Origin of the sequence: Streptomyces sp. NPDC047028 (assembly GCF_040644095.1) — a bacterium.
Lineage (GTDB): Bacteria > Actinomycetota > Actinomycetes > Streptomycetales > Streptomycetaceae > Streptomyces.
The window spans coordinates 39569-58023 of sequence record NZ_JBEYVS010000034.1 but is presented as its reverse complement, the minus strand read 5'-3'; the positions used below and the strand labels follow the sequence as shown (position 1 = coordinate 58023).

Sequence of the window (18455 nt, the reverse complement as noted above, 5' to 3'; positions counted from 1 at the left end):
GTACCTAGAATTCGCGGCCATGTACACCGAACGCGAGTACGGGGCGGGGGCGTACGGCGCGCACGGGGCGGGCGGTGAGCCCGGCGGTCCGCCGAACGTGTATCACCCGCGGGCGGCCGACGCCCCGGCCTACGACGAGTACGCCGACCCGGCCGCCGCCCACGGCTGGCAGAACGCGTACGACCCGTCGGGCGGCTCGGAGTACCTGGGGCTGGGGCGGCCGGGGGACACGCGCGAGCTTCCTGCGGTGCCCGCGCCGGGGCCCGACACGCGGCCCGCGCCCCTGCCTGCGGGCCGGCGTCGGCGGCGGCAGCGGGGCGGACGCCGGCGGGTGGCGCTCGTGGCCGCGGTCCTCGGCGGCGTCGTGTGCGCGGGCGCGCTGATCGCCGGCCTGTCGGGCTCCGGTTCCCCGGCCGGCACCGGCCGCACCGGCGACGGACCCCCCGCCGGGGGCGGTACGGCCACCCGGTCCGGCGACCCCATCACGTCGGCCACGGCGACCACCGCCGCCGACGGGGCCGCCACCACGCCCCCGTCCGCCACCGCCCCGTCGGCGACGGGCGCGGCCACCACCACGGCCACCGCCTCGGCGTCCGGCCCCGCCCCGGGCCGGTCCACCGCTCCCGCCGGGGCGGTCACGCCCACGGCCGTCGCGTCCTCGACCGCGCCCGCGCCCGCGGCCTCGACGGTGCAGCCGGGCGCGTCCTCGTCCTGGAGCCCCGGGGGCCGGGGGCACGGCAGGGGAGGGACGAAGAAGCCCAGGTGGCCGTCCGTCAACGGAGGCTAGGGGCAAGCTGGTTGATTCCACTCCGGCGGAGCGGTCCGGTAAAACCCCCGGCGCCGCCTCCTTGCCCAGTGGCGCCCCTCTCATGAGAATGCTCATGACAAGACGGTGGCCGGAAGATCTCCGGCCGCTCAGTCTGCAGAGGGGACCCCCACATGAACAAGCCTCTCGTGGCCGCGCTCTCGGCCCTGGCGATCGCCGGGTTCGGCGCGGCTCCGGCGGTCGCGGCACCGTCCGGCACGACTCAGGCCGGCTCGGTCCAGGCCGGCGTCACCCCGGCCGCCGCGGCGCCGCACACCAAGGCCCCGCACGTCAAGGCGCTCGGCTTCGCCGGCACGGTCGCGCTCAGCAACTGCTCCGGATCCGTCATCCGCTTCCCCCGTTCCGCGGACAGCGACCCGGCGCTCGTGATGACCAACGGCCACTGCCTGGAGACGGGCATGCCCGGCCCCGGCGAGGTCATCACCGGCCAGTCCTCCAGCCGCAGCTTCACGCTGCTCAGTTCCTCGGGCTCCCGGCTCGGCACGCTCCGCGCCAACCAGGTCGTCTACTCGACCATGACCGACACGGACGTCACGATCTACCGCCTCACCCGCACCTACGCGCAGATCAAGAGCACGTACGGGATCAGCCCGCTGACGGTCGCCGACACCCACCCGGTCGCAGGCACCGCCATCAAGGTCGTCTCCGGCTACTGGAAGCGGACGTACAGCTGCAACATCGACCAGTTCGTGTACGAACTGCGGGAGGGCGACTGGACCTTCAAGGACTCGGTCCGCTACACGTCCGCCTGCGACACCATCGGCGGCACCTCGGGCTCCCCGGTGGTCGACACGGCCACCGGCAACGTGGTCGCGGTCAACAACACCGGCAACGAGGACGGCGAACGCTGCACGGTGGACAACCCGTGCGAGGTCGACGAGAACGGAAACGTCACCATCCACCAGGGCATCAACTACGCCCAGGAGACCTACGAGATCCCGGCCTGCTTCACCACGGGCAACAAGCTGGACCTGAACGCGTCCGGCTGCGTCCTGCCCCGGCCGTAGCGCGGCGGCGCCCCCGCGCGGGGCGGGCGGTCACACCGGCGTACGACGGACCGCCCGTCCGGCGAGGACGTCCGTGCGCCGCCCGTCCTCGACGGCGAACCTGCCGTCGACCATGACGTACGGGATCCCCGTCGGCAGCGTACGGGGAGCGGCGAAGGTGGCACCGGGCGCGACCGTGTCCGGGTCGAACAGGACCAGGTCCGCCCGGTGTCCCTCGCGCACCAGCCCGCGGTCCGGCAGCCTCAGCCGGGCCGCGGGACGCCCGGTCAGATGGGCGACGCACTCCTCCAGCGTCAGGACGCCCGACTCGCGGACGTAGTGGCCGAGATAGCGCGGGAACGTGCCGTACGCCCGCGGGTGCGGCTTGGCGCCCTGGAGGATGCCGTCGGAGCCGCCGGTGTGGGCGCGGTGCCGCATGATCGCGCGGACGTTGTCCTCGTGGCCGACGTGCTGGAGGACCGTCGTGCCGAGCCGGTCCTCGACGAGCAGCCGGCGGGCGGTCGCCCAGGGCGCCTCGCCACGCGACCGGGCGGCCTCCTGCACCGTACGGCCCACGACATCGGCCAGGGCCGGGTCGCTCACCCCGGAGATCTCGACCGTCTCCCACTCCACGGGCACGCCGTGGCAGCCGTCGGAGCCGGTCTCCTCCAGGTCGCGCCGGATCCGCTCGGCGGTCGCCGGGTCGGTGAGCCGGGCCAGCACCCGCTCCGGGCCGCCCTCGCTCGCCCAGCTCGGCAGCAGCGCGGCGAGGGTGGTGCAGCCGGGGGTGTACGGGTAGGTGTCCAGCGTGATGTCGGCGCCCGTGTCCAGGGCCTCGTCCAGCAGGGCCAGCAGATCCGCCGCCCGGCCCTCGTTCACCCGGAAGTTCATCGTCGCGTGGGCCAGGTGCAGCGGGCAGCCCGCCTTCCGGGCCAGCTCGACCATCTCGGCGTAGGCCTCCAGGGCGCCGGCGCCGTAGGAGCGGTGGTGCGGGCAGTAGTAGCCGCCGTACCCGGCCACCACCCGGCACAGCTCGGTGAGTTCGGCGTCGTCGGCGTACATGCCCGGTGTGTACGTCAGCCCGGACGACAGCCCGACCGCGCCCTGCTCCAGCCCCTCCGCCACGAGTTGCCGCATCCGGTCCAGCTCCCGCGCGGTGGCCGGCCGGTCCTCCCAGCCGACCGCGAGCGCGCGGACCGTGCCCTGCGGGACCAGATAGGCGGCGTTGACGGCGATCCCGCGGCCGTCGAAGCCGTGGTCCAGCCGGTCCAGGTACTCGCCGACGCTCCGCCAGTCCAGGTCGAGGTCGTCGCCGTACCCGTTCCAGCCGGTGATCGCCCGGCGGACCTCCTCCCGCGTACGGTCGTCGACCGGGGCGTACGACAGCCCGTCCTGGCCGAGGACCTCCAGCGTGACGCCCTGCGCCAGCTTCGCGCTGTGGTCGGGGTCGCGCAGCAGGGCGAGGTCGGAGTGGGCGTGCATGTCGATGAAGCCCGGCGCCAGCACCAGCCCCTCGGCGTCCAGTTCCCGCATCGCCTTCGGCCGCAGACAGCCGGCCGCCGCGGCCTCCTTGACGATGGAGACGATCCGGCCGCGGTCGACGACCACGTCGGCGCGGTAGGCGTACCCGCCGCTGCCGTCGACGACGTCCGCGTCCCGGATGACCAACTCCTCCATGGTGCCTCCCGGCGTGCCCTAGAAGCCCTAGAAGCCCTAGAAGAACGTACGGATGTAGTCCACCACCGTGCCGTCGGCCTCGGCCAGCGGGATCAGCTGCCACTTGTCGAAGATCGTGCACGGGTGGGACAGACCGAAGCCGACCCAGTCCCCTACCTCGACGTCCGCCCCGGGGCCGGTGCCGAGCCAGAGGTGCTGGTCGGAGAAGGCGGTCACCTCGATGCCGGTCGCCTGCCGCTCGGTGCCGTCCCGGCGCACCACCTGGGCCACCGGGTCGCCGAGGTCGTAGGCGGCGTCGCGCTTGCCCGCGTTGACGAAGGCCTGGCCGGGGGAGGGCCGCGAGACGACCTGCGCCCACAGCCGGAACGCCGGCTCCAGCGCGCCCTCCTCGGGCACCCGGTTGAACGGGGTCAGCCGGCGGTAGTGCAGGTCGTCGTGCGAGACGTACGCCCCCGAGCGCAGCAGCTTCAGCACCGGGAGGGACATGGCGGGAATGCCGGCGAACACCTCGGCGACGGCGTCGAACCACTCGCTGCCGCCGGCGCTCACCACGATCTCCCCGGCGCCCGCGAACCGGCCGGCCTTGTCGAACTCGACGGCGAGCGCCACCAGCCGCTCCAGCCAGCCCCGCACCGACTCCGGGCCGGCGCCGGGCACCTGGGCCTCGTACCCCGCCACGCCCACCAGCCGCAGCGTCTTGACGCCCGCCACCGCGTCCGCGACGGCCGCGGCCTCCGCCTCCGTCCGCACCCCGGTCCGCGCGCCCTCGCCCGCACCCAGTTCCACGACGACGTCCACCGGCCGGGCCGCGCCGTGCAGGGCCGCGTCCATCAGTTCCACCCCGCGCACGGAGTCGACGTAGCAGACGAAGCGGAACTCCGGGTCGGCGGCCAGCTCGCCGGCGATCCAGCGCAGCGCGGCCGCGTCCACCAGCTCGTTGCCGAGGAAGACCCGCTGGATCCCGAACTCCCGTGCCACCCGCACCTGGTGGGGCACGGCGAGGGTGATGCCCCACGCCCCGTGCTCGATCTGCCGCTGGAACAGCCGCGGGGCCATGGAGGTCTTGCCGTGCGGCGCGAAGGACAGACCGTGCCGGGCCGCGTACGACTCCATGAGCGCGAGGTTGTGCTCCAGCCGCTCGGCGGACAACGCGAGGACGGGGGTGGTGAAGCCGCTCGCCGGGTCGAAGAGGTTGCGACGCTGGGCGGCCAGCTCGCCGACGGTCAGTCCGGCGGCGTCCGGCGGGAGGCCCTTGAAGCGGTGGCCGACCAGTTCCCCGGCCAGCCGGGCGAGCGCGACCGCGGTGGTGTGCGTGGAGCGCATGGAACCCCTCTCCGATATCTGCGTTGCGGTGTGCGTTGCGTCATGTGCAACGTGCATTGCATGGCCTGCTCTGTGGTGTCTAGCATCTCGCCGACACCCGGTCAACGGCACCGTGCCGAAAGGAGTCATCATCGTTAACGCTCCTTACTGCGCTGCTTGCGCCCCCGAGGTGGTGGACGTCGTGACGCTCGGCGAGTCCATGGTCACGTTCGTCCCCACCCGGCCCGGCCGCCTCGCCGACGTGCCCTCCTTCGACCGCGCCATCGGCGGCGCGGAGTCCAACGTGGCCTGCGTGCTGGCGTCCGCCGGGCACACCGTCCGGTGGGTCAGCAGGGTCGGGGCCGACGGCTTCGGCGACCACCTGGTGTCGGAGATCGGCTCGTACGGCGTCGACACCGGCCACGTCGTCCGGGACCCGGCCCGCCCGACCGGCGTCTACTTCCGCACCGCCGGCGACCGCGCGGACGGCACCCACGAGGTGGCGTACTACCGCACGGGCTCGGCGGCCTCGGCGATGTCCCCGGCCACGGTCGACCTCCGTGCGGTCCGCGCGGCCCGGATCCTCCACCTGACCGGCATCACGGCAGCGCTGTCGCCCGAGTGCCGGGCCCTGCTGACGGACCTGACCTCCCCGGCCCCCGGCCGCCCCCTGATCTCCTTCGACATCAACTACCGCCCCGCCCTTTGGCCCACCCCCTCCGACACCGGCCTCCTCCTCACCCTGGCCCGCCGCGCCGACATCGTCTTCATCGGCGAGGACGAGGCAGAGCAGCTTTGGGGCGTGACAGGCGGCCCCGCCGAAATCCGATCCCTACTCCCCGAACCGCCCCTGTTGGTGGTGAAGCAGGGAGCAAGGGGCGCGACGGCCTACGCAGCCGCACCACGTCATCGATCCGCGGGCAGTCGTGCCTCCCCCAGTGCCTTGATCGCCTGGGGGGACCCCCAGGCGGCACGGGTGGGCGCGGACGGCACCTCGCCGGCGCCGAGTCGCGCGGCCCACCCCCGGCCGACCCCGACGGAGTCCACCGTGCCGAGTGGCGCGACCCACCCCCGGCCCACAGCAGCCCCGCTCACTGTTCAGGCGCCCGAAGTCAGCGTCGTAGCAGCCCCCGGCGCGGGAGACGCCTTCGCCGCCGGCGTCCTCTCCGGCACCCTCCGCGACCTCCCCCTCCCCACCCGCCTCCGCCTCGGCCACCTCTACGCCGCAGCCGCCCTCACCACCCCCGGCGACCTCGCCGCACCCCCCACCCGCGACCACGCCGACCGCCTCACCGCCCTCGACACCCCCGCATGGGAGAGACTTCGACTCGGCCCCGGCTGGACCCAAGCCGACCACCCGGCACCCCGGCCGGCCGCACCGGAGGAGGCACGCACACCATGAGCCAGACCGTCGACCGCGCCCTGAGCATCCTGCCCCTGCTCGCCGAGGGCCCCGCGGACCTCGGCCGGGTCGCCGACCGCCTCGGCGTCCACAAGTCCACGGCCCTGCGCCTCCTGCGCACCCTCCACGAACACGGCCTGGTCTACCGCCAGTCCGATCAGCGCTACCGCCTCGGCGCCCGCCTCTTCGCCCTCGCCCAGGAGGCGATGGAGAACCTCGACGTCCGCGAGATCGCCCACCCCCACCTGGCCCGCCTGGGCGAGCGGTGCGGCCACACCGTCCACCTCGCCGTGTACGAGGAGGGCGACGTCCTCTACATCGACAAGGTGGAGAGCCGCTACCCGGTCCGCATGTACTCCAGGATCGGCAAACCGGTCGCGATCACCGTGGCCGCCGTGGCGAAGCTCCTCCTCGCCGACCTCCCCGAACCCGAGCGCCGCGCGGTGGCCGAGAAGCTCGACTACCCCACGTACACGCCCCGTTCGACACCGAACGCCGCCGCCTTCCTCAAGGAGCTGGCGCAGGTCCGCGAACAGGGCTGGGCCACCGACCTCGGCGGCCACGAGGAGTCCATCAACTGCGTCGCGGCCCCCGTGCGCGGCGCCGACGGCCGGGTGGTCGCCGCGATGTCGGTCTCCGCGCCGAACGTCGTCGTCACCGCCGAGGAACTCCTCACCCTCCTCCCGCAGGTCCGCCGTACCGCGGACGAGATCAGCGGCGAGTACTCCGGCAGAACACCAGTAAGGAACCCCGAATGACGGACGCGACACCCGAACCGGCCACGACGGTCAAGGTCGCCCTGACCCCCAGCACCCACACCACCCCGCCCGCGAAGTTCTCCCACGGCGTCCGGAAGGGCAACCTCCTCCAGGTCGCCGGCCAGGTCGGCTTCCTGCCCGCCGAGGAGGGCAAGCCGCCCACCCCCGCCGGCCCCACCCTGCGCGAGCAGACCCCGCAGACCCTCGCCAACGTCCGCGCGATCCTCGAAGAGGGCGGCGCGACCTGGGACGACGTGATGATGATCCGCGTCTATCTGACGGACGTCGACCACTTCGCCGAGATGAACGACCTCTACAACCGGTACTTCGAGGAGCAGGGCCTCACCCAGCCGCCCGCCGCCCGCACCACCGTCTACGTCGGTCTCCCGGCCGGCCTCCTCATCGAGATCGACGCCCTCGCCGTACTCGGCTGACCCCGCGCGTCTCCCCGTAGCACCAGCGCTGGCACCAGCACCTCCGCACATCGCACGCGGCACGGCACCCTCCGGGGCGCCGTGCCGCGATCCCCCCTGCCCGAAAGCACGATGCACTTACCCCGAGGACCCCCGATGCCCCTTCCCCTTCCGCTCGCCGCGGCCCCCGCACCCCCGGCACCGCCCCACACCGGCGGCCTGCTCCTCCTCGTGGACGGCACGCCCGGCCTCCTCACGGTCGCCGCCCTCGGCATAGCCCTGCTGCTCTACCTGATCATCAAGGTCCGGCTCCAGCCGTTCGTGGCGCTGCTCGCCGTCTCCATCACCGTCGGCCTGCTGGCGGGACTGTCGGTCACCGAACTCTTCGGCACCGTGCAGCGCTCGGACGCCGTCTCCACCATCGAGTCCGGCATGGGCGGCATCCTCGGCCACGTCGCCATCATCATCGGCCTCGGCACGATGCTCGGTGCGATCCTCGAAGTGAGCGGCGGCGCCGAGGTGTTGGCCTCGCGGCTGCTCGGCCTGTTCGGGGAGCGGCGTGCCCCCCTCGCCATGGGGCTGACGGGGCTGATCTTCGGCATACCGGTCTTCTTCGACGTCGGCATCTTCGTGCTGGCCCCGATCGTCTACGCGGCGGCGAAGCGCTCGGGCAGGTCCATCCTGCTGTACTGCCTCCCGCTCCTCGCCGGTCTCTCCATGACGCACGCCTTCCTGCCCCCGCACCCCGGCCCGGTCGCCGCCGCGGGCCTGCTGCACGTCCAGCTCGGCTGGATCGTCCTCATGGGCATCGTCTGCGGCCTCCCCGCCGTGCTCGCCGCCTGGGCCTACGCCGCCTGGATCGGCAAGCGGATCCACGTCGACGTACCGCAGGACATGGTCGAGGCGGCGGCGGAGGCCAAGCGGGCGGTACGGGCGGAGCAACGCGGTACGGCGGTGGGGCCGGGGGAGCCCGAGGCCGGGGAACGACAGGAACGGCCGGTGCCGCTCACCGTGGTCCTGGGCATCATCGGTACGCCGCTCGTCCTGATCCTGGCCGCCACCTTCTCCTCGGTCGCGCTCGACCCCTCCACCACCCGCTCCGTGCTGGAGTTCGTCGGCCACCCCTTCGTGGCCCTCACCCTCGCCCTCCTCCTCGCCTACTACCTGCTCGGCATCCGGCGCGGCTGGTCCCGCAAGTCGCTGGAGACGGTCTCGACGGCGTCGCTGAAACCGGTGGGCAACATCCTGCTGGTGGTCGGCGCGGGCGGGGTCTTCGGCGCCGTCCTGAAGGCGAGCGCGATCGCACAGGCGCTCTCGGACACCTTCCACGGCGTGGGCCTGCCGGTGCTCGTGCTGTCGTACCTGATCTCCCTGGTCCTCCGGGTGGCCCAGGGCTCTGCGACGGTGGCCATCGTGACGACGGCCGGCATCGTGGCGCCCCTGCTCTCCGAGGGACACCACTCCCAGGCGTACGCCGCCCTCGTCATCATGGCCGTCTCGGCGGGCTCGATCTTCGCGTCGCACGTCAACGACGGCGGCTTCTGGATGGTCGCCAAGTACTTCGGCATCAGCGAACGCGACACGCTGAAGACCTGGACGGTCCTGGAATCGGTGCTGTCCGTCGCGGGCTTCGTGGTGGCGGGCGTGGTGAGTGTCTTCGTGTGAATGTGACGTCAGTGAAACGTGGGATGGCCGGGCTGACTGGTTCCGGCACAGGGAAGTCGTCCATACTGCCGCCGTGGACCAGCGCATAGGATCGAGCAACGAGCCCCTGAAGGGCGCGCCCGTCGAGGGCGCCGGATTCGACCCGGCTTTCATCCCCGGGCTGACGGCCCAGGAGCCGAAGGACGAGGCGGAGCCGACCCCTGCCGAGGAGCCCGGGCGGGAGCCCGCACCCGAGCCGACGGACGCCAAGGAGGACTCGCCGGAGGCCACCGAGGAGACCTCCGAGGACACCTCCGAGGAGAACTCCGGCGACGCCGCCGACGGTCCCGTCTTCGAGGCCGCGGACCGCAGGGCCCGGATCACGGCCGACGGCCGGGGTGTCCGCCTCCGTCTCGACGAGGAGGACTGCGAGTTCCGCTGGGACGAGATCGCCGCGGTCGAGACGGAGTCCCCCCGCTTCGGCAAGCGCTACACCGTCACGGTGCACACCCCGGACCGCCGCTGGTTCCCGATCGAGATCGAGGCCCCGGCCCGCTCCCGCTTCAAGGAGTGGGACGAACAACTGGACGCGGTCCTGGACGCGTACTTCGAGGAGGCCTGACTTCTCGGCCGCTCACGACGTCGGGGCGACCAGCATGTGCTCGGTACCGAGCCTGTCGGCGAGGGTGTCCGTGTGCATGCTGGTCTCACCGTCCGACCAGCGGATGACGAGGTCGTCCGTGGTCGAGTTCACCGTCTGTCCACCGCACCATGAGGTCCCACTTCTGGTTCCCCGAGAACTCGCCGATGGTCCGGTCCGCCGTCCAGTACAGCGTTTCCGCACAGCGGCGTTGCTGAGGAACGTCAAGCAGCGGACAGGCGAGGCGATCGTGCGCATCCTCAGGGCCGCGTGGTCGGCGCTTCCGCCCCTGCTGCCCCTCGGCCGGTTCGGCCTCGCCCCGCCGTGCCGGCGGCCTCGCTCCCGCTGCACACCATCGCCTGCGACGCACGCCCGGCACCTAGCCGGTCCTGCTGACCGGAGCCGGCGACACGTCCCACCCGTACCGGTGGGCACGGGTACGTGTGGCTCCCGCCGACGCGGCGGACCGCACCGGCAGTGACCGTCTCCCGTCGCACCCTGCGTCTGATCCTGACCCTGCACGGCCTGATCGGGCTCGTCGACACCGCCGAACTCCTCGCGGCGGAGCTGTGCCCAACGCCGTACGGCACACGAAGGGGCCGGCCGCGCTCAGGGTGCGCCGCAATGGTCAAGGCATGCGCCGACTACTGGGGCTGGCAGCCCTCGGCGGGGTTCGGCAAGCGGGGCAAGTTCGCGTGGGCACGGCTCACCACCGCCTAGCTCGGTGATCTGCGTCCGAGCGCCCCCGTCCACCGGGTTCAGTGGAACGGAAGTGTCAGCCAGGGGCTGTCCGGGTCCGACATCAGGAGTTGGTGGAGGTCGGCCACGTCCGTGTACCACGTGCCGAACTCCTCGTCGTCGAAGTGGAGGCAGCGGCCGAGGATGTAGCCGGCGGCGAAGTCGCGCCAGGACTTGTAGGACCTCGCCGAGAGCCGGCCGGCCTCGATCACAGCCCTCTCGGCTTCCGGCAGGGAGCAGTAGCGGGAGGCCAGGCCCCAGCGGGCCATGCCGGAGGCGCGGCCGAAGTTCCAGGCGTCGACGGAGGTCACGAACCGGTTCTCGTCGAGGATGCCGTCGGCCCGGAAGCGGGCCTCGTAGCGGGTGATACGGCCGATGAGGTGCTGGACGCCCTTGATGCGCGCCTCGGTCTCGGCCTCCGGGACGGTGGGGGTGGTGGTGACCCCGTCCGGGGTCAGGACGGTCCGGCCCTCGGCGCGGTCCCGGAGTATCCGGGCGACAGCGTCACGCCAGTACGCGGTGTCGACGTGGCCGCCGAAGTCACGGGCGATGGTGCGGCGCACGTTCAGGGCGAACTCCCAGACGGGGTTGGCGCCGTCCGGGTCGAGAAGGGAGCCCTGCTGTTCCTGCCACTCCTCCCGGCTGCCGACGCCCCACCACTCCTGCAGGGCGCTGCGTTCGAGGGGGTACCCGTTGCCGTGGTGGGCCATCGCGTTCCAGGGGAATCCGTAGCGCACGATCAGGAGCGCACCGCAGGCGAGCCCGTGTGCGACGGGGCCCTTCAGCGGGCCGCCGAACCGGATCGTCCGCACCCTCGGCCGGTTCACGGGACCCTGCGACCGGTGCTGGGACCACGCGCCGGAGTGGGGCGGGGCGCTGGGCAGGAACGCCTCGCACGGGCTGCCCGGGTTGACCACGATCATCGCGGGATCGCTCGGCTGCCACACCCGGGCGAACCAGCCGAGGCTTTGCCAGTCGAGCACCCGGTGCGGGTCCGGCGCGGGCAGCATGCCCTCGGTGAACACGGGCCAGATCCGGACGCCGGGCACCCGGGGGTCGTGCCCGAACACGGGGATGGTCTTGCGCGGTTCGGCGTCCGCGCCGTCGCGCCGTATCTCGAAGTACAGCCTGGTGTCCGCGAGGGCGTTGAAGTAGGCCGTCCAGTCCTCCCGCGACTTGGCCTCCAGCAACGCCTGCTCGATCTGCGACGGCGGCGTCCAGGCCGGCGGCGCGGCAGGCCCGAATGCGGCGGGCGGCGGGCCGAACGACATGTGCTGTCCTCTTCAACCTGTCGGTGTCAACGACGACTTGTCGTGCCTGATCACGCTATCGACCAGGGTTCACCGCCTCCGCGTGAGGTGTATCTCCGTGGCTCTTGGACGAGCCCCGCGCATAGGGTGACCTCCGATTGGTCGTTCCCGCGACGCCTGACCAGCGTCGGAGCACGGGCGGCGGCCGGATCTACGGAGGGAACAGACGTGAAGAAGATCCCTGGCCGCCGGGCGGCCCGGGCCGGCGCCACAGCCGTGCTCGCGGCGGCGGTACTGAGCGGCACCCCCGCGACGGCACTTGCCGACGACGGCGCGCCCAGGCTGACGTATTCCGGTCCGCTCACGGAGATCACGGTCGGTGGCGAAGTCGAGTTCTCCGCGTGGAACGTGCATGCCGGGACGGACAAACTGGTCGTGAGTTCGCCGGCACTCGACGCGCCGGTCCAGCTCGTCCCGGCGAAGGGCGTACAGGGCTTCTTCGTCGAGAAGGACTCGATGCCCGCGGTGGGCACCCGCGACGACATCGCCCCGGGAACCTATCCGGTCACCGCGAAGGCCGACGGCCATGTCGTCGCCACCACCCGGCTCACCGTGACCGCGCGGCACGCGACGCCGCAGCGCCGCTTCGTCGTCTACCCGACCGACGCACCGGCGTGCGACAGCACCCCCACCTTCGTGCGGCCCGGCCGTGACGCCTATGTCGTGCTGACCCTGGAGCCGACGGACACGGCCACCGGCGAACCGACCGTCACCTCACGGGCGTTCCGGCACGCCGTGCACCTGAAGGAGGGGGGCGTCGGCCTGGACCGCTGCCTCGGCGATGACGGCGCCACCGTCTACCAGGGGCGCGCCCAGGTGCCGGACGACCTTCCGCCCGGCGAGTACGACATGACCGTGGCAGGCCGCTCCGGGCGCCAGGCCATCGTCCAGAAGGTGATCGTGGCCGGGGAGGCCGCCGCCCACGACGACGCCGGTTCCTGGCCGGTGGTCGGCGGCGCCGCCGCGGCGGCGGTAGTGGTCGCCGGCGTGGGATTCGTCGTGTGGCGCAGGCGGCGGAAGACCGCCGGCGCCTCCTGAGAAGCAACTCCCTCGCGGCCCCTCGGTCCGTTCGGGCCGGGTGCCGCCACCTCCTGACGCAGAAGGATGACCTTGCGTAGCCTGCACCATCGAATACGCCGAGCAGCGGTCGTGGCGGCGAGCGTCACCGTGTGTCTGCCGGCCGCGGTCGGCCCCGCGCACGCGGACGCCGGCCCCGGCACCGGGACCGCGCGCTCCACCGCCCCGGCGGCCCCGACCGGCCGTACCGGCACCCCCGACCCCGGCTGGACCGACGCGGACGCGATCCGGTTCTGGACTCCCGCCCGCATGGCCTCCGCGACCGACCCCGCACGGCCGTCGGTGCCGCGGGGCCAGGGCACGACGCCCCCGAAGTCCACGCTCCGGGGCAGCGGTTCCGCCGCCGGCATCACCGTGGAGCACTTCCCGGGCGTCAAGTCCGTCGGCGTGCTCTTCTCGTACAAGGAGGAGCCGACGACGGGGGAGTTGCGCGCGCACTCCTGCACCGCGAGCGTCGTGGACAGCCCGGGCCACAACCTGATCCTCACCGCGGCCCACTGCGGCGGCGGGCATCATTCCGTGTTCGTCCCGAACTACGACAACTCCAAGACGCTGGCCGCGCAGCACTACGGGTTCTTCCGCGTCGACAAGTGGTTCACCGACCCTCGGTACGACCGCCCGAACACGAAGGACCGGACGTCCGATCTGGACTTCTCCTTCGCGGCACTCGCCGACTCGTCCAAAGGCGCGAAGGTTCAGAACGCGGTGGGCGGCGCCAACCGGCTCGTGCGCACGCCCTCGTTCAACGACAACGTGACGATGGTCGGCTACCCCAAGAAGGCACACGACTCGGCGGACCGGGCCGTCCGCTGCCCCACCCAGACCTGGGCGCTGCCCCACCTCTACCAGATCCAGGCCGTCTGCCACGGCATGTACGGCGGCACCTCCGGCGGCCCCTGGTTCTCCAAGGTCGACTGGGCCAAGGGCACCGGCGACATCATCGGCAACGTGGGCGGCTACAACGGCGGCGGCAACGACGCCAACGTCGACTGGCTCACCTACAGTCCGGTCCACGGCGACCAGTTCTTCCGGCTGTACGACGACGCGAAGAAGAACCGGGCGGTCAAGCGCCCCGACCCCTACGTGCAACCGCCGCTTCCGTACTCGATGGGCGGCGGCCGGACCTGGCAGCACGCCGCCCTGATGGCGTCGGGCGACTTCAAGGGCAAGGGCCGTAGCGACATGATCGTGGTGTGGTCGGACGGCGAGGTCACGCTCTACGACAGCGACGGCAACGGCGGCTTCGACAGCGAGCGGCGACTGCTGGCCGCCAACTCCGCCTGGACGAAAGCCAGGACCATCACAGCCGGTGACTTCACCGGTTCGAACAAATTCGACCTGATGGTCCGCTGGGCCGACGGAGAGGTGACCCTGTACGGGGACGTCGGCTCCCGGGGCCTCGACTGGGCCGGCACCCAGATGATCAAGCCCAACAAGACCTGGACGAACGCGACCCAGATCGCGGCCGGCCGATTCGCGGCGACCAAGTACGTCACCGACCTGATGGTCCGCTGGGCCGACGGGGAGGTCACCCTCTACACCGGGGTCGGCGCCGGTACGTTCGGCAAGGAGCACCAGCTCGAGAAGCCCAACGGCACCTGGAAGAACGCCACCCTCCTCACCGCCGGCGAGTACTCCGGCCACCAGAAGTGGGACCTCATGGTGCGCTGGACCGACGGCGAGCTCGACAACTACGTCGGCACCACCACCTCGGGCCTCGGCACGGAACGGCGCATCCTGAACCCCAACAAGCTCTGGACCCATGACACGGTGATGACCACCGGCGACTTCACGTCGAACCACCGCACCGACGACCTCGTCATCCGCTGGTCGGACGGCGAGACCACGATGTACCCCGACACCCGAGCCGACCACCTCGGCCCGGAACACAACCTGGTCCCGCGGGCATGACGCACGACAACGCCCGGGCCCCCAGAGGGAGGGGCCCGGGCGTCGCTCTGTCGGCAGGAGTCGAGCGGAGCGCTACCGCTACGGCATCGCGTGTACGTGCGCGCCCACCGAGTTGGACCACGCGTTGCCCGCCGTGGCGTCCCAGTTGGTCGACCAGGTCATCGCGCCGCGCAGGTCCGGGTAGGTCTTGGACGGCTTGAAGGTGCCGCAGTTGGTGCCCTTGCTCAGGCAGTCCAGGGCGTTGTTGACCACGGTCGGGGAGACGTAGCCGCTGCCGGCGCCGCTGGTGGAGGCCGGGAGGCCGAGGCCCACCTGGGAGGGGGAGAGGCCGCCCTGGAGCTGGATGCAGGCGAGGGCGGTGAGGAAGTCGACCGTGCCCTGGCTGTAGACCTTGCCGTCGCAGCCCAGCATGGAACCGCTGTTGTAGTACTGGGTGTTGACGACGGTCAGGATGTCCTTGATGTTCAGGGCGGTCTGGAAGTAGCCGGCGGACGTGGACTGCATGTCGATCGTCTGCGGGGCCATGGTGATGACCAGGTTCGGGCCCGCCTTCGCCGACAGGGAGCGCAGCGCCTGCGTCATGTAGGTCGGGTTGATGCCGTTCTCCAGGTCGATGTCGACGCCGTCGAAGCCGTACGTCTGCATCAGGGAGTAGACGGAGTTGGCGAAGTTCGCCGCCGACGTGGAGTCGCTGATGGACACCGTGCCGTTCTGGCCGCCGATGGAGATGATCACCTTCTTGCCGGCCGCGTGCTTGGCCTGGATGTCCGCCTTGAACTGGTCGACGGTGTAGCCGTTCAGGCCCTTGGAGTCGAGGGTGAAGGACACCGCGCCCGGGGTCGTCGTCGCGTCGGCGAAGGCCACGGCGATGATGTCGTACGCCGACTGGACGTCGGACAGCTTCTGGACGGTGGCGCCGTTGTTGAAGTTCTGCCAGTAGCCGGTCACGGCGTGCTTGGGCAGCGTGCCGCCACCGCCGTCGCCGCCTCCGCCGCCGGTCGGGGACGTCGTCGCCGAGACCGCCGCCGACTTCGCCGACTCACCGGCCGCGTTGGTCGCCGTGACCTGGAAGGAGTAGGACGTGGAGGCCGTCAGCCCGGCGACCGTGGCCGAGGTGCCGGACACCGCCGTCACCTTGCTGCCGTCGCGGTAGACGTTGTAGCCGGTCGCGCCGGAGACGGTGTTCCAGGAGAGGGAGACCGAGGAGGACGTTGTGCCGGTGGCCTTCAGACCGGAGGGCGCGGCCGGGAGAGTGGGGGACGGGTCGCCGCCTCCGCCGCCGTCGGGGCCGTAGACCGAGACGTCGTCCGCGTAGTACGCCGGCTGGCCGTACCAGCCGTGGGTGTAGACCGTGACCGAGGTGGTCGAGGAGCCGGTGGTGAAGCTCGTGGAGAGCTGCTTCCAGGTGGAGGCGTCCGGCGTCCACGTCGAGACGTCCGTGGTGCCCGTGCCTGTCACGCCCAGGTAGGTGTAGGCGCCCTGGACCCACGCGCTCAGCGTGTACGTCGAGTTGGGCTTGACCGCGACCGTCTGGCTGCACTGGGCGTCGTCCTGGCCGGCCGGGGTCGCCTTGAGGGCCGAGCTGCCGGCATGCACCGGGGAGGAGACGGTCGTACCGCTGCCCGCCGAGCAGGTCCAGCCGGACAGGCCCGACTCGAAGCCGGCGTTCGTGGCGTTGTTGACGTCCGCCGCGGCGGCGGGGGTCGCGGCGAGGCCCGCGACCGAGAGGGCCAGCGCGGTGGCCGCCGACCACATGCCGATCCGTCGTCTGCGGGGTGGTCTGGGCAGTCCGGGCATGCCTGACACGCGGTCCACTGGGGCCTCCGGTGGGGAAGTAGGCAGGGAGTGGGGCAGGGAATCGTGCGGGGAGAGGTTCCTTGAGACGAACTACAAGTTGGTCCAGACCAATCTCGCTGTCAAGAGGTCCAGACCAAAACCATCTCCGCCCCGATGCTCAACCTGTCCGGTTTTGGCGGGACTTGCCCCCAGAGAGTTCCACGCGAGCTACACAAACGCTGTTCTCCGGTCATCGGGGCGTGGATACAGTGCTCAGGTAGTCACGCAGTGAAGTCGTCCAGGCCCGGCCGCGTGACAGCCGACGGGCCGAGGGGTGTGAAGTAGCGGGGAGCTGCGCGTGCCAACTGCCATTGCCGTGACCAGTGCCGACCTGGCACTGCCGGCCCAGGACGAGCGGACCGTGCCCGCCGTCGTGCTGAGCGGCCTCGACCAGCGACCCCTGGACCACGCCCTCGCCGAACTCCACGGACTCGTCGAGAGCTACGGCCATGTCGTCGTCCTCTGCTCCCAGGCGACCCCGGAGCCGGTCGTACGACGGCTGTACACCCTGCGCGCCCTCCTGGAGAGCGACCGCATCGCCCTGTTCCGGCCCGAGTTGCCGCCGCTAGCCGTCGCCGTCCTCGCCCGCCAGCTGCGCCAGCTCGCGTCCTGCGACATCGGCCCCGGCGTGCTCGCCTCCGCCGGCCGGCTGCTCACCCACTACCTCCACGCCGGCGCCGTCCTCGGCTCCGTCGCCCGGCTGGACCGGGTGTCCGTCGGCCTCAAGGCGCACGCCAAGTCCTGGGTCCCCGGCAGTCAGTTCGCCGTCCTCGCCCACCCGGAGCCGCACCTCGTCAAGGTCGCCGACGGAGCCACCCTCAAGGGACCCGAGTTCAGCACCTGGATGCTCACCGCCAAGGGACAGCTCCAGACCGAGTGGCTCGCCGGCCTGGCCGAGGAGTGGAACGTGCACGGCCTGCGCGAGACACCCCTGCCCGACGAGTCCGAGCGGTGGTGGGGGACCGGCCGGATCGTCGAGTTCTGCAGTTACCTCGGCGACCTCTCCGTCCTGTACCAACTCGTCGCGTCCGTACGCCAGTCCGTCTGCCACTGGTGCGGCATCGACGTCATCGGCGACCGCTGCGTCTTCTGCTCCGCCACCCCGCCCGTGTACGACCCGCCCGCGCCCCGCGCCCTGGAACCGCGCGCCCCCGCCTGACCCTCCCGACGCCCCCGCCACTTCCCGCTCGACCGATTCCCCCAATGAGGTTGCACGGTTCATGAACTCCCGTCAGCGCCGCGGCGTGATACTCCTGATCCTCTCGGTCCTGTGCGCTCTCGGCGCGTTCGCCGGCGTGCTCGCCGTCATCGACGACGTGCAGTCCAAGGTCGGCCCCGAGGTCACCGCCTACCGGGTCAAGTCCCAGGTCAAGCCGTACACCGCGCTGGACGCCGGCCAGTTCGAGAAGATCCGGATGCCCAAGCGGTGGCTGTCGGACAACGCCGTCACCGACCTCGGGCAGATCCACGGCAAGATCGCCGTGACCACCCTGCGCAAGGGCTCCCTGCTCCAGACCGACATGATCGTCGACCAGCCCGCGCTGCAACCCGGACAGCAGGAGGTCGCCATCATGATCGACGCGGCCACCGGGGTCGCCGGCAAGATCACCCCCGGCTCCCGTGTCAACGTCTACGCCACCTTCCAGGGCAAGAAGCAGACCGACCCCGACCAGTCGAAGATCATCGTCACCAACGCCCGGGTCCTCGACGTCGGCCAGATCACCGCCCTGGACCCCGACCACGCCAAGGACCAGCAGCCCACCGAGGCCGTCCCGATCACCTTCGCGCTGTCCACCCTGGACGCCCAGCGCATCACCTACGCCGAGTCCTTCGCCCAGCGGGTCCGGCTCGCGCTCGTCGCCCCCGGCAGCGAGACCAGCGTCCCGGACAAGGACCGCACCTACGAACTCGCGACGGACAAGTGAGAGGCGGCCC

Annotated in this window: 15 protein-coding genes and 1 pseudogene; 12 read left to right on the top strand and 4 right to left on the bottom strand. The window is 71.8% G+C overall.

The window, feature by feature from the left end; all coding sequences use genetic code 11:
• Nucleotides 1-19: 19 nt before the first annotated feature.
• Nucleotides 20-787, top strand: a complete 768-nt coding sequence (locus ABZ854_RS27135) for a hypothetical protein (protein ID WP_361215382.1) — start codon at nucleotides 20-22, stop codon at nucleotides 785-787.
• Nucleotides 788-939: 152 nt separating this feature from the next.
• Nucleotides 940-1833, top strand: coding sequence for a serine protease (locus tag ABZ854_RS27130; RefSeq protein ID WP_361215380.1), 894 nt, complete (start codon nucleotides 940-942; stop codon nucleotides 1831-1833).
• 30 nt (nucleotides 1834-1863) lie between these two features.
• Here ABZ854_RS27130 and ABZ854_RS27125 read toward each other — a convergent pair whose 3' ends face one another.
• The gene (locus tag ABZ854_RS27125) at nucleotides 1864-3489 is read right to left on the bottom strand and encodes a D-aminoacylase (RefSeq protein WP_361215377.1); all 1626 of its coding nucleotides are present in this window, start codon (nucleotides 3487-3489) and stop codon (nucleotides 1864-1866) included.
• Nucleotides 3490-3525: 36 nt separating this feature from the next.
• Nucleotides 3526-4812, bottom strand: coding sequence for an alanine racemase (locus ABZ854_RS27120; protein WP_361215375.1), 1287 nt, complete (start codon nucleotides 4810-4812; stop codon nucleotides 3526-3528).
• A 172-nt stretch (nucleotides 4813-4984) separates the two neighbouring features.
• Between ABZ854_RS27120 and ABZ854_RS27115 the strand changes: the two genes are divergently transcribed.
• The 6 genes and pseudogenes from ABZ854_RS27115 (at nucleotide 4985) to ABZ854_RS27090 (ending at nucleotide 10368) form a co-directional block, all read left to right on the top strand.
• Complete coding sequence (locus ABZ854_RS27115) at nucleotides 4985-6193, top strand: PfkB family carbohydrate kinase (RefSeq protein WP_361215372.1); 1209 nt, start codon at nucleotides 4985-4987, stop codon at nucleotides 6191-6193.
• Complete coding sequence (locus tag ABZ854_RS27110) at nucleotides 6190-6951, top strand: IclR family transcriptional regulator (RefSeq protein ID WP_361215370.1); 762 nt, start codon at nucleotides 6190-6192, stop codon at nucleotides 6949-6951. The genes ABZ854_RS27115 and ABZ854_RS27110 overlap by 4 nt, the downstream gene beginning before the upstream one ends.
• Nucleotides 6948-7385 carry a RidA family protein gene (locus ABZ854_RS27105; protein WP_361215367.1) on the top strand — a complete coding sequence of 146 codons (438 nt, stop codon included), beginning with the start codon at nucleotides 6948-6950 and terminating at the stop codon, nucleotides 7383-7385. Before ABZ854_RS27110 ends, ABZ854_RS27105 begins: the two co-directional genes overlap by 4 nt.
• Before the next feature lie 135 nt (nucleotides 7386-7520).
• The gene (locus ABZ854_RS27100; protein WP_361215364.1) at nucleotides 7521-9029 is read left to right on the top strand and encodes a gluconate:H+ symporter; all 1509 of its coding nucleotides are present in this window, start codon (nucleotides 7521-7523) and stop codon (nucleotides 9027-9029) included.
• Between the two features lie 73 nt (nucleotides 9030-9102).
• Nucleotides 9103-9630 (top strand): hypothetical protein, encoded by a 528-nt coding sequence (locus ABZ854_RS27095; RefSeq protein WP_361215362.1) that lies wholly within the window; start codon nucleotides 9103-9105, stop codon nucleotides 9628-9630.
• A gap of 459 nt (nucleotides 9631-10089) precedes the next feature.
• Nucleotides 10090-10368, top strand: a pseudogene (locus ABZ854_RS27090) (hypothetical protein).
• 38 nt (nucleotides 10369-10406) lie between these two features.
• On the opposite strand, the gene ABZ854_RS27085 reads toward ABZ854_RS27090, so the two are convergent.
• Complete coding sequence (locus ABZ854_RS27085; RefSeq protein ID WP_361215359.1) at nucleotides 10407-11657, bottom strand: DUF1266 domain-containing protein; 1251 nt, start codon at nucleotides 11655-11657, stop codon at nucleotides 10407-10409.
• Nucleotides 11658-11864: 207 nt separating this feature from the next.
• Here ABZ854_RS27085 and ABZ854_RS27080 point away from each other — a divergent pair, with 207 nt between their 5' ends.
• Nucleotides 11865-12734 (top strand): hypothetical protein, encoded by an 870-nt coding sequence (locus ABZ854_RS27080; protein WP_361215356.1) that lies wholly within the window; start codon nucleotides 11865-11867, stop codon nucleotides 12732-12734.
• Between the two features lie 66 nt (nucleotides 12735-12800).
• Nucleotides 12801-14684 (top strand): FG-GAP-like repeat-containing protein, encoded by a 1884-nt coding sequence (locus ABZ854_RS27075; protein ID WP_361215353.1) that lies wholly within the window; start codon nucleotides 12801-12803, stop codon nucleotides 14682-14684.
• A 78-nt stretch (nucleotides 14685-14762) separates the two neighbouring features.
• Here the strand turns inward: ABZ854_RS27075 and ABZ854_RS27070 are convergent, their stop codons facing one another.
• Nucleotides 14763-16481 carry a glycoside hydrolase family 18 protein gene (locus ABZ854_RS27070; RefSeq protein ID WP_361215350.1) on the bottom strand — a complete coding sequence of 573 codons (1719 nt, stop codon included), beginning with the start codon at nucleotides 16479-16481 and terminating at the stop codon, nucleotides 14763-14765.
• A 337-nt stretch (nucleotides 16482-16818) separates the two neighbouring features.
• On the opposite strand from ABZ854_RS27070, the gene ABZ854_RS27065 reads away from it, so the two are divergent.
• Nucleotides 16819-17679 (top strand): hypothetical protein, encoded by an 861-nt coding sequence (locus ABZ854_RS27065; protein WP_361215347.1) that lies wholly within the window; start codon nucleotides 16819-16821, stop codon nucleotides 17677-17679.
• A 61-nt stretch (nucleotides 17680-17740) separates the two neighbouring features.
• Complete coding sequence (gene cpaB / locus ABZ854_RS27060; protein WP_361215344.1) at nucleotides 17741-18445, top strand: Flp pilus assembly protein CpaB; 705 nt, start codon at nucleotides 17741-17743, stop codon at nucleotides 18443-18445.
• Nucleotides 18446-18455: the final 10 nt, after the last annotated feature.

What these genes read in the sequence shown, in the direction of transcription:
- ABZ854_RS27135 (WP_361215382.1), top strand. Translation starts at nt 20, where the DNA reads ATGTACACCGAACGCGAGTACGGGGCGGGGGCGTACGGCGCGCACGGG.
- ABZ854_RS27130 (WP_361215380.1), top strand. Translation starts at nt 940, where the DNA reads ATGAACAAGCCTCTCGTGGCCGCGCTCTCGGCCCTGGCGATCGCCGGG.
- ABZ854_RS27125 (WP_361215377.1), bottom strand. Translation starts at nt 3,489, where the DNA reads ATGGAGGAGTTGGTCATCCGGGACGCGGACGTCGTCGACGGCAGCGGC.
- ABZ854_RS27120 (WP_361215375.1), bottom strand. Translation starts at nt 4,812, where the DNA reads ATGCGCTCCACGCACACCACCGCGGTCGCGCTCGCCCGGCTGGCCGGG.
- ABZ854_RS27110 (WP_361215370.1), top strand. Translation starts at nt 6,190, where the DNA reads ATGAGCCAGACCGTCGACCGCGCCCTGAGCATCCTGCCCCTGCTCGCC.
- ABZ854_RS27105 (WP_361215367.1), top strand. Translation starts at nt 6,948, where the DNA reads ATGACGGACGCGACACCCGAACCGGCCACGACGGTCAAGGTCGCCCTG.
- ABZ854_RS27100 (WP_361215364.1), top strand. Translation starts at nt 7,521, where the DNA reads ATGCCCCTTCCCCTTCCGCTCGCCGCGGCCCCCGCACCCCCGGCACCG.
- ABZ854_RS27085 (WP_361215359.1), bottom strand. Translation starts at nt 11,657, where the DNA reads ATGTCGTTCGGCCCGCCGCCCGCCGCATTCGGGCCTGCCGCGCCGCCG.
- ABZ854_RS27075 (WP_361215353.1), top strand. Translation starts at nt 12,801, where the DNA reads ATGACCTTGCGTAGCCTGCACCATCGAATACGCCGAGCAGCGGTCGTG.
- ABZ854_RS27070 (WP_361215350.1), bottom strand. Translation starts at nt 16,481, where the DNA reads ATGCCCGGACTGCCCAGACCACCCCGCAGACGACGGATCGGCATGTGG.
- cpaB (WP_361215344.1), top strand. Translation starts at nt 17,741, where the DNA reads ATGAACTCCCGTCAGCGCCGCGGCGTGATACTCCTGATCCTCTCGGTC.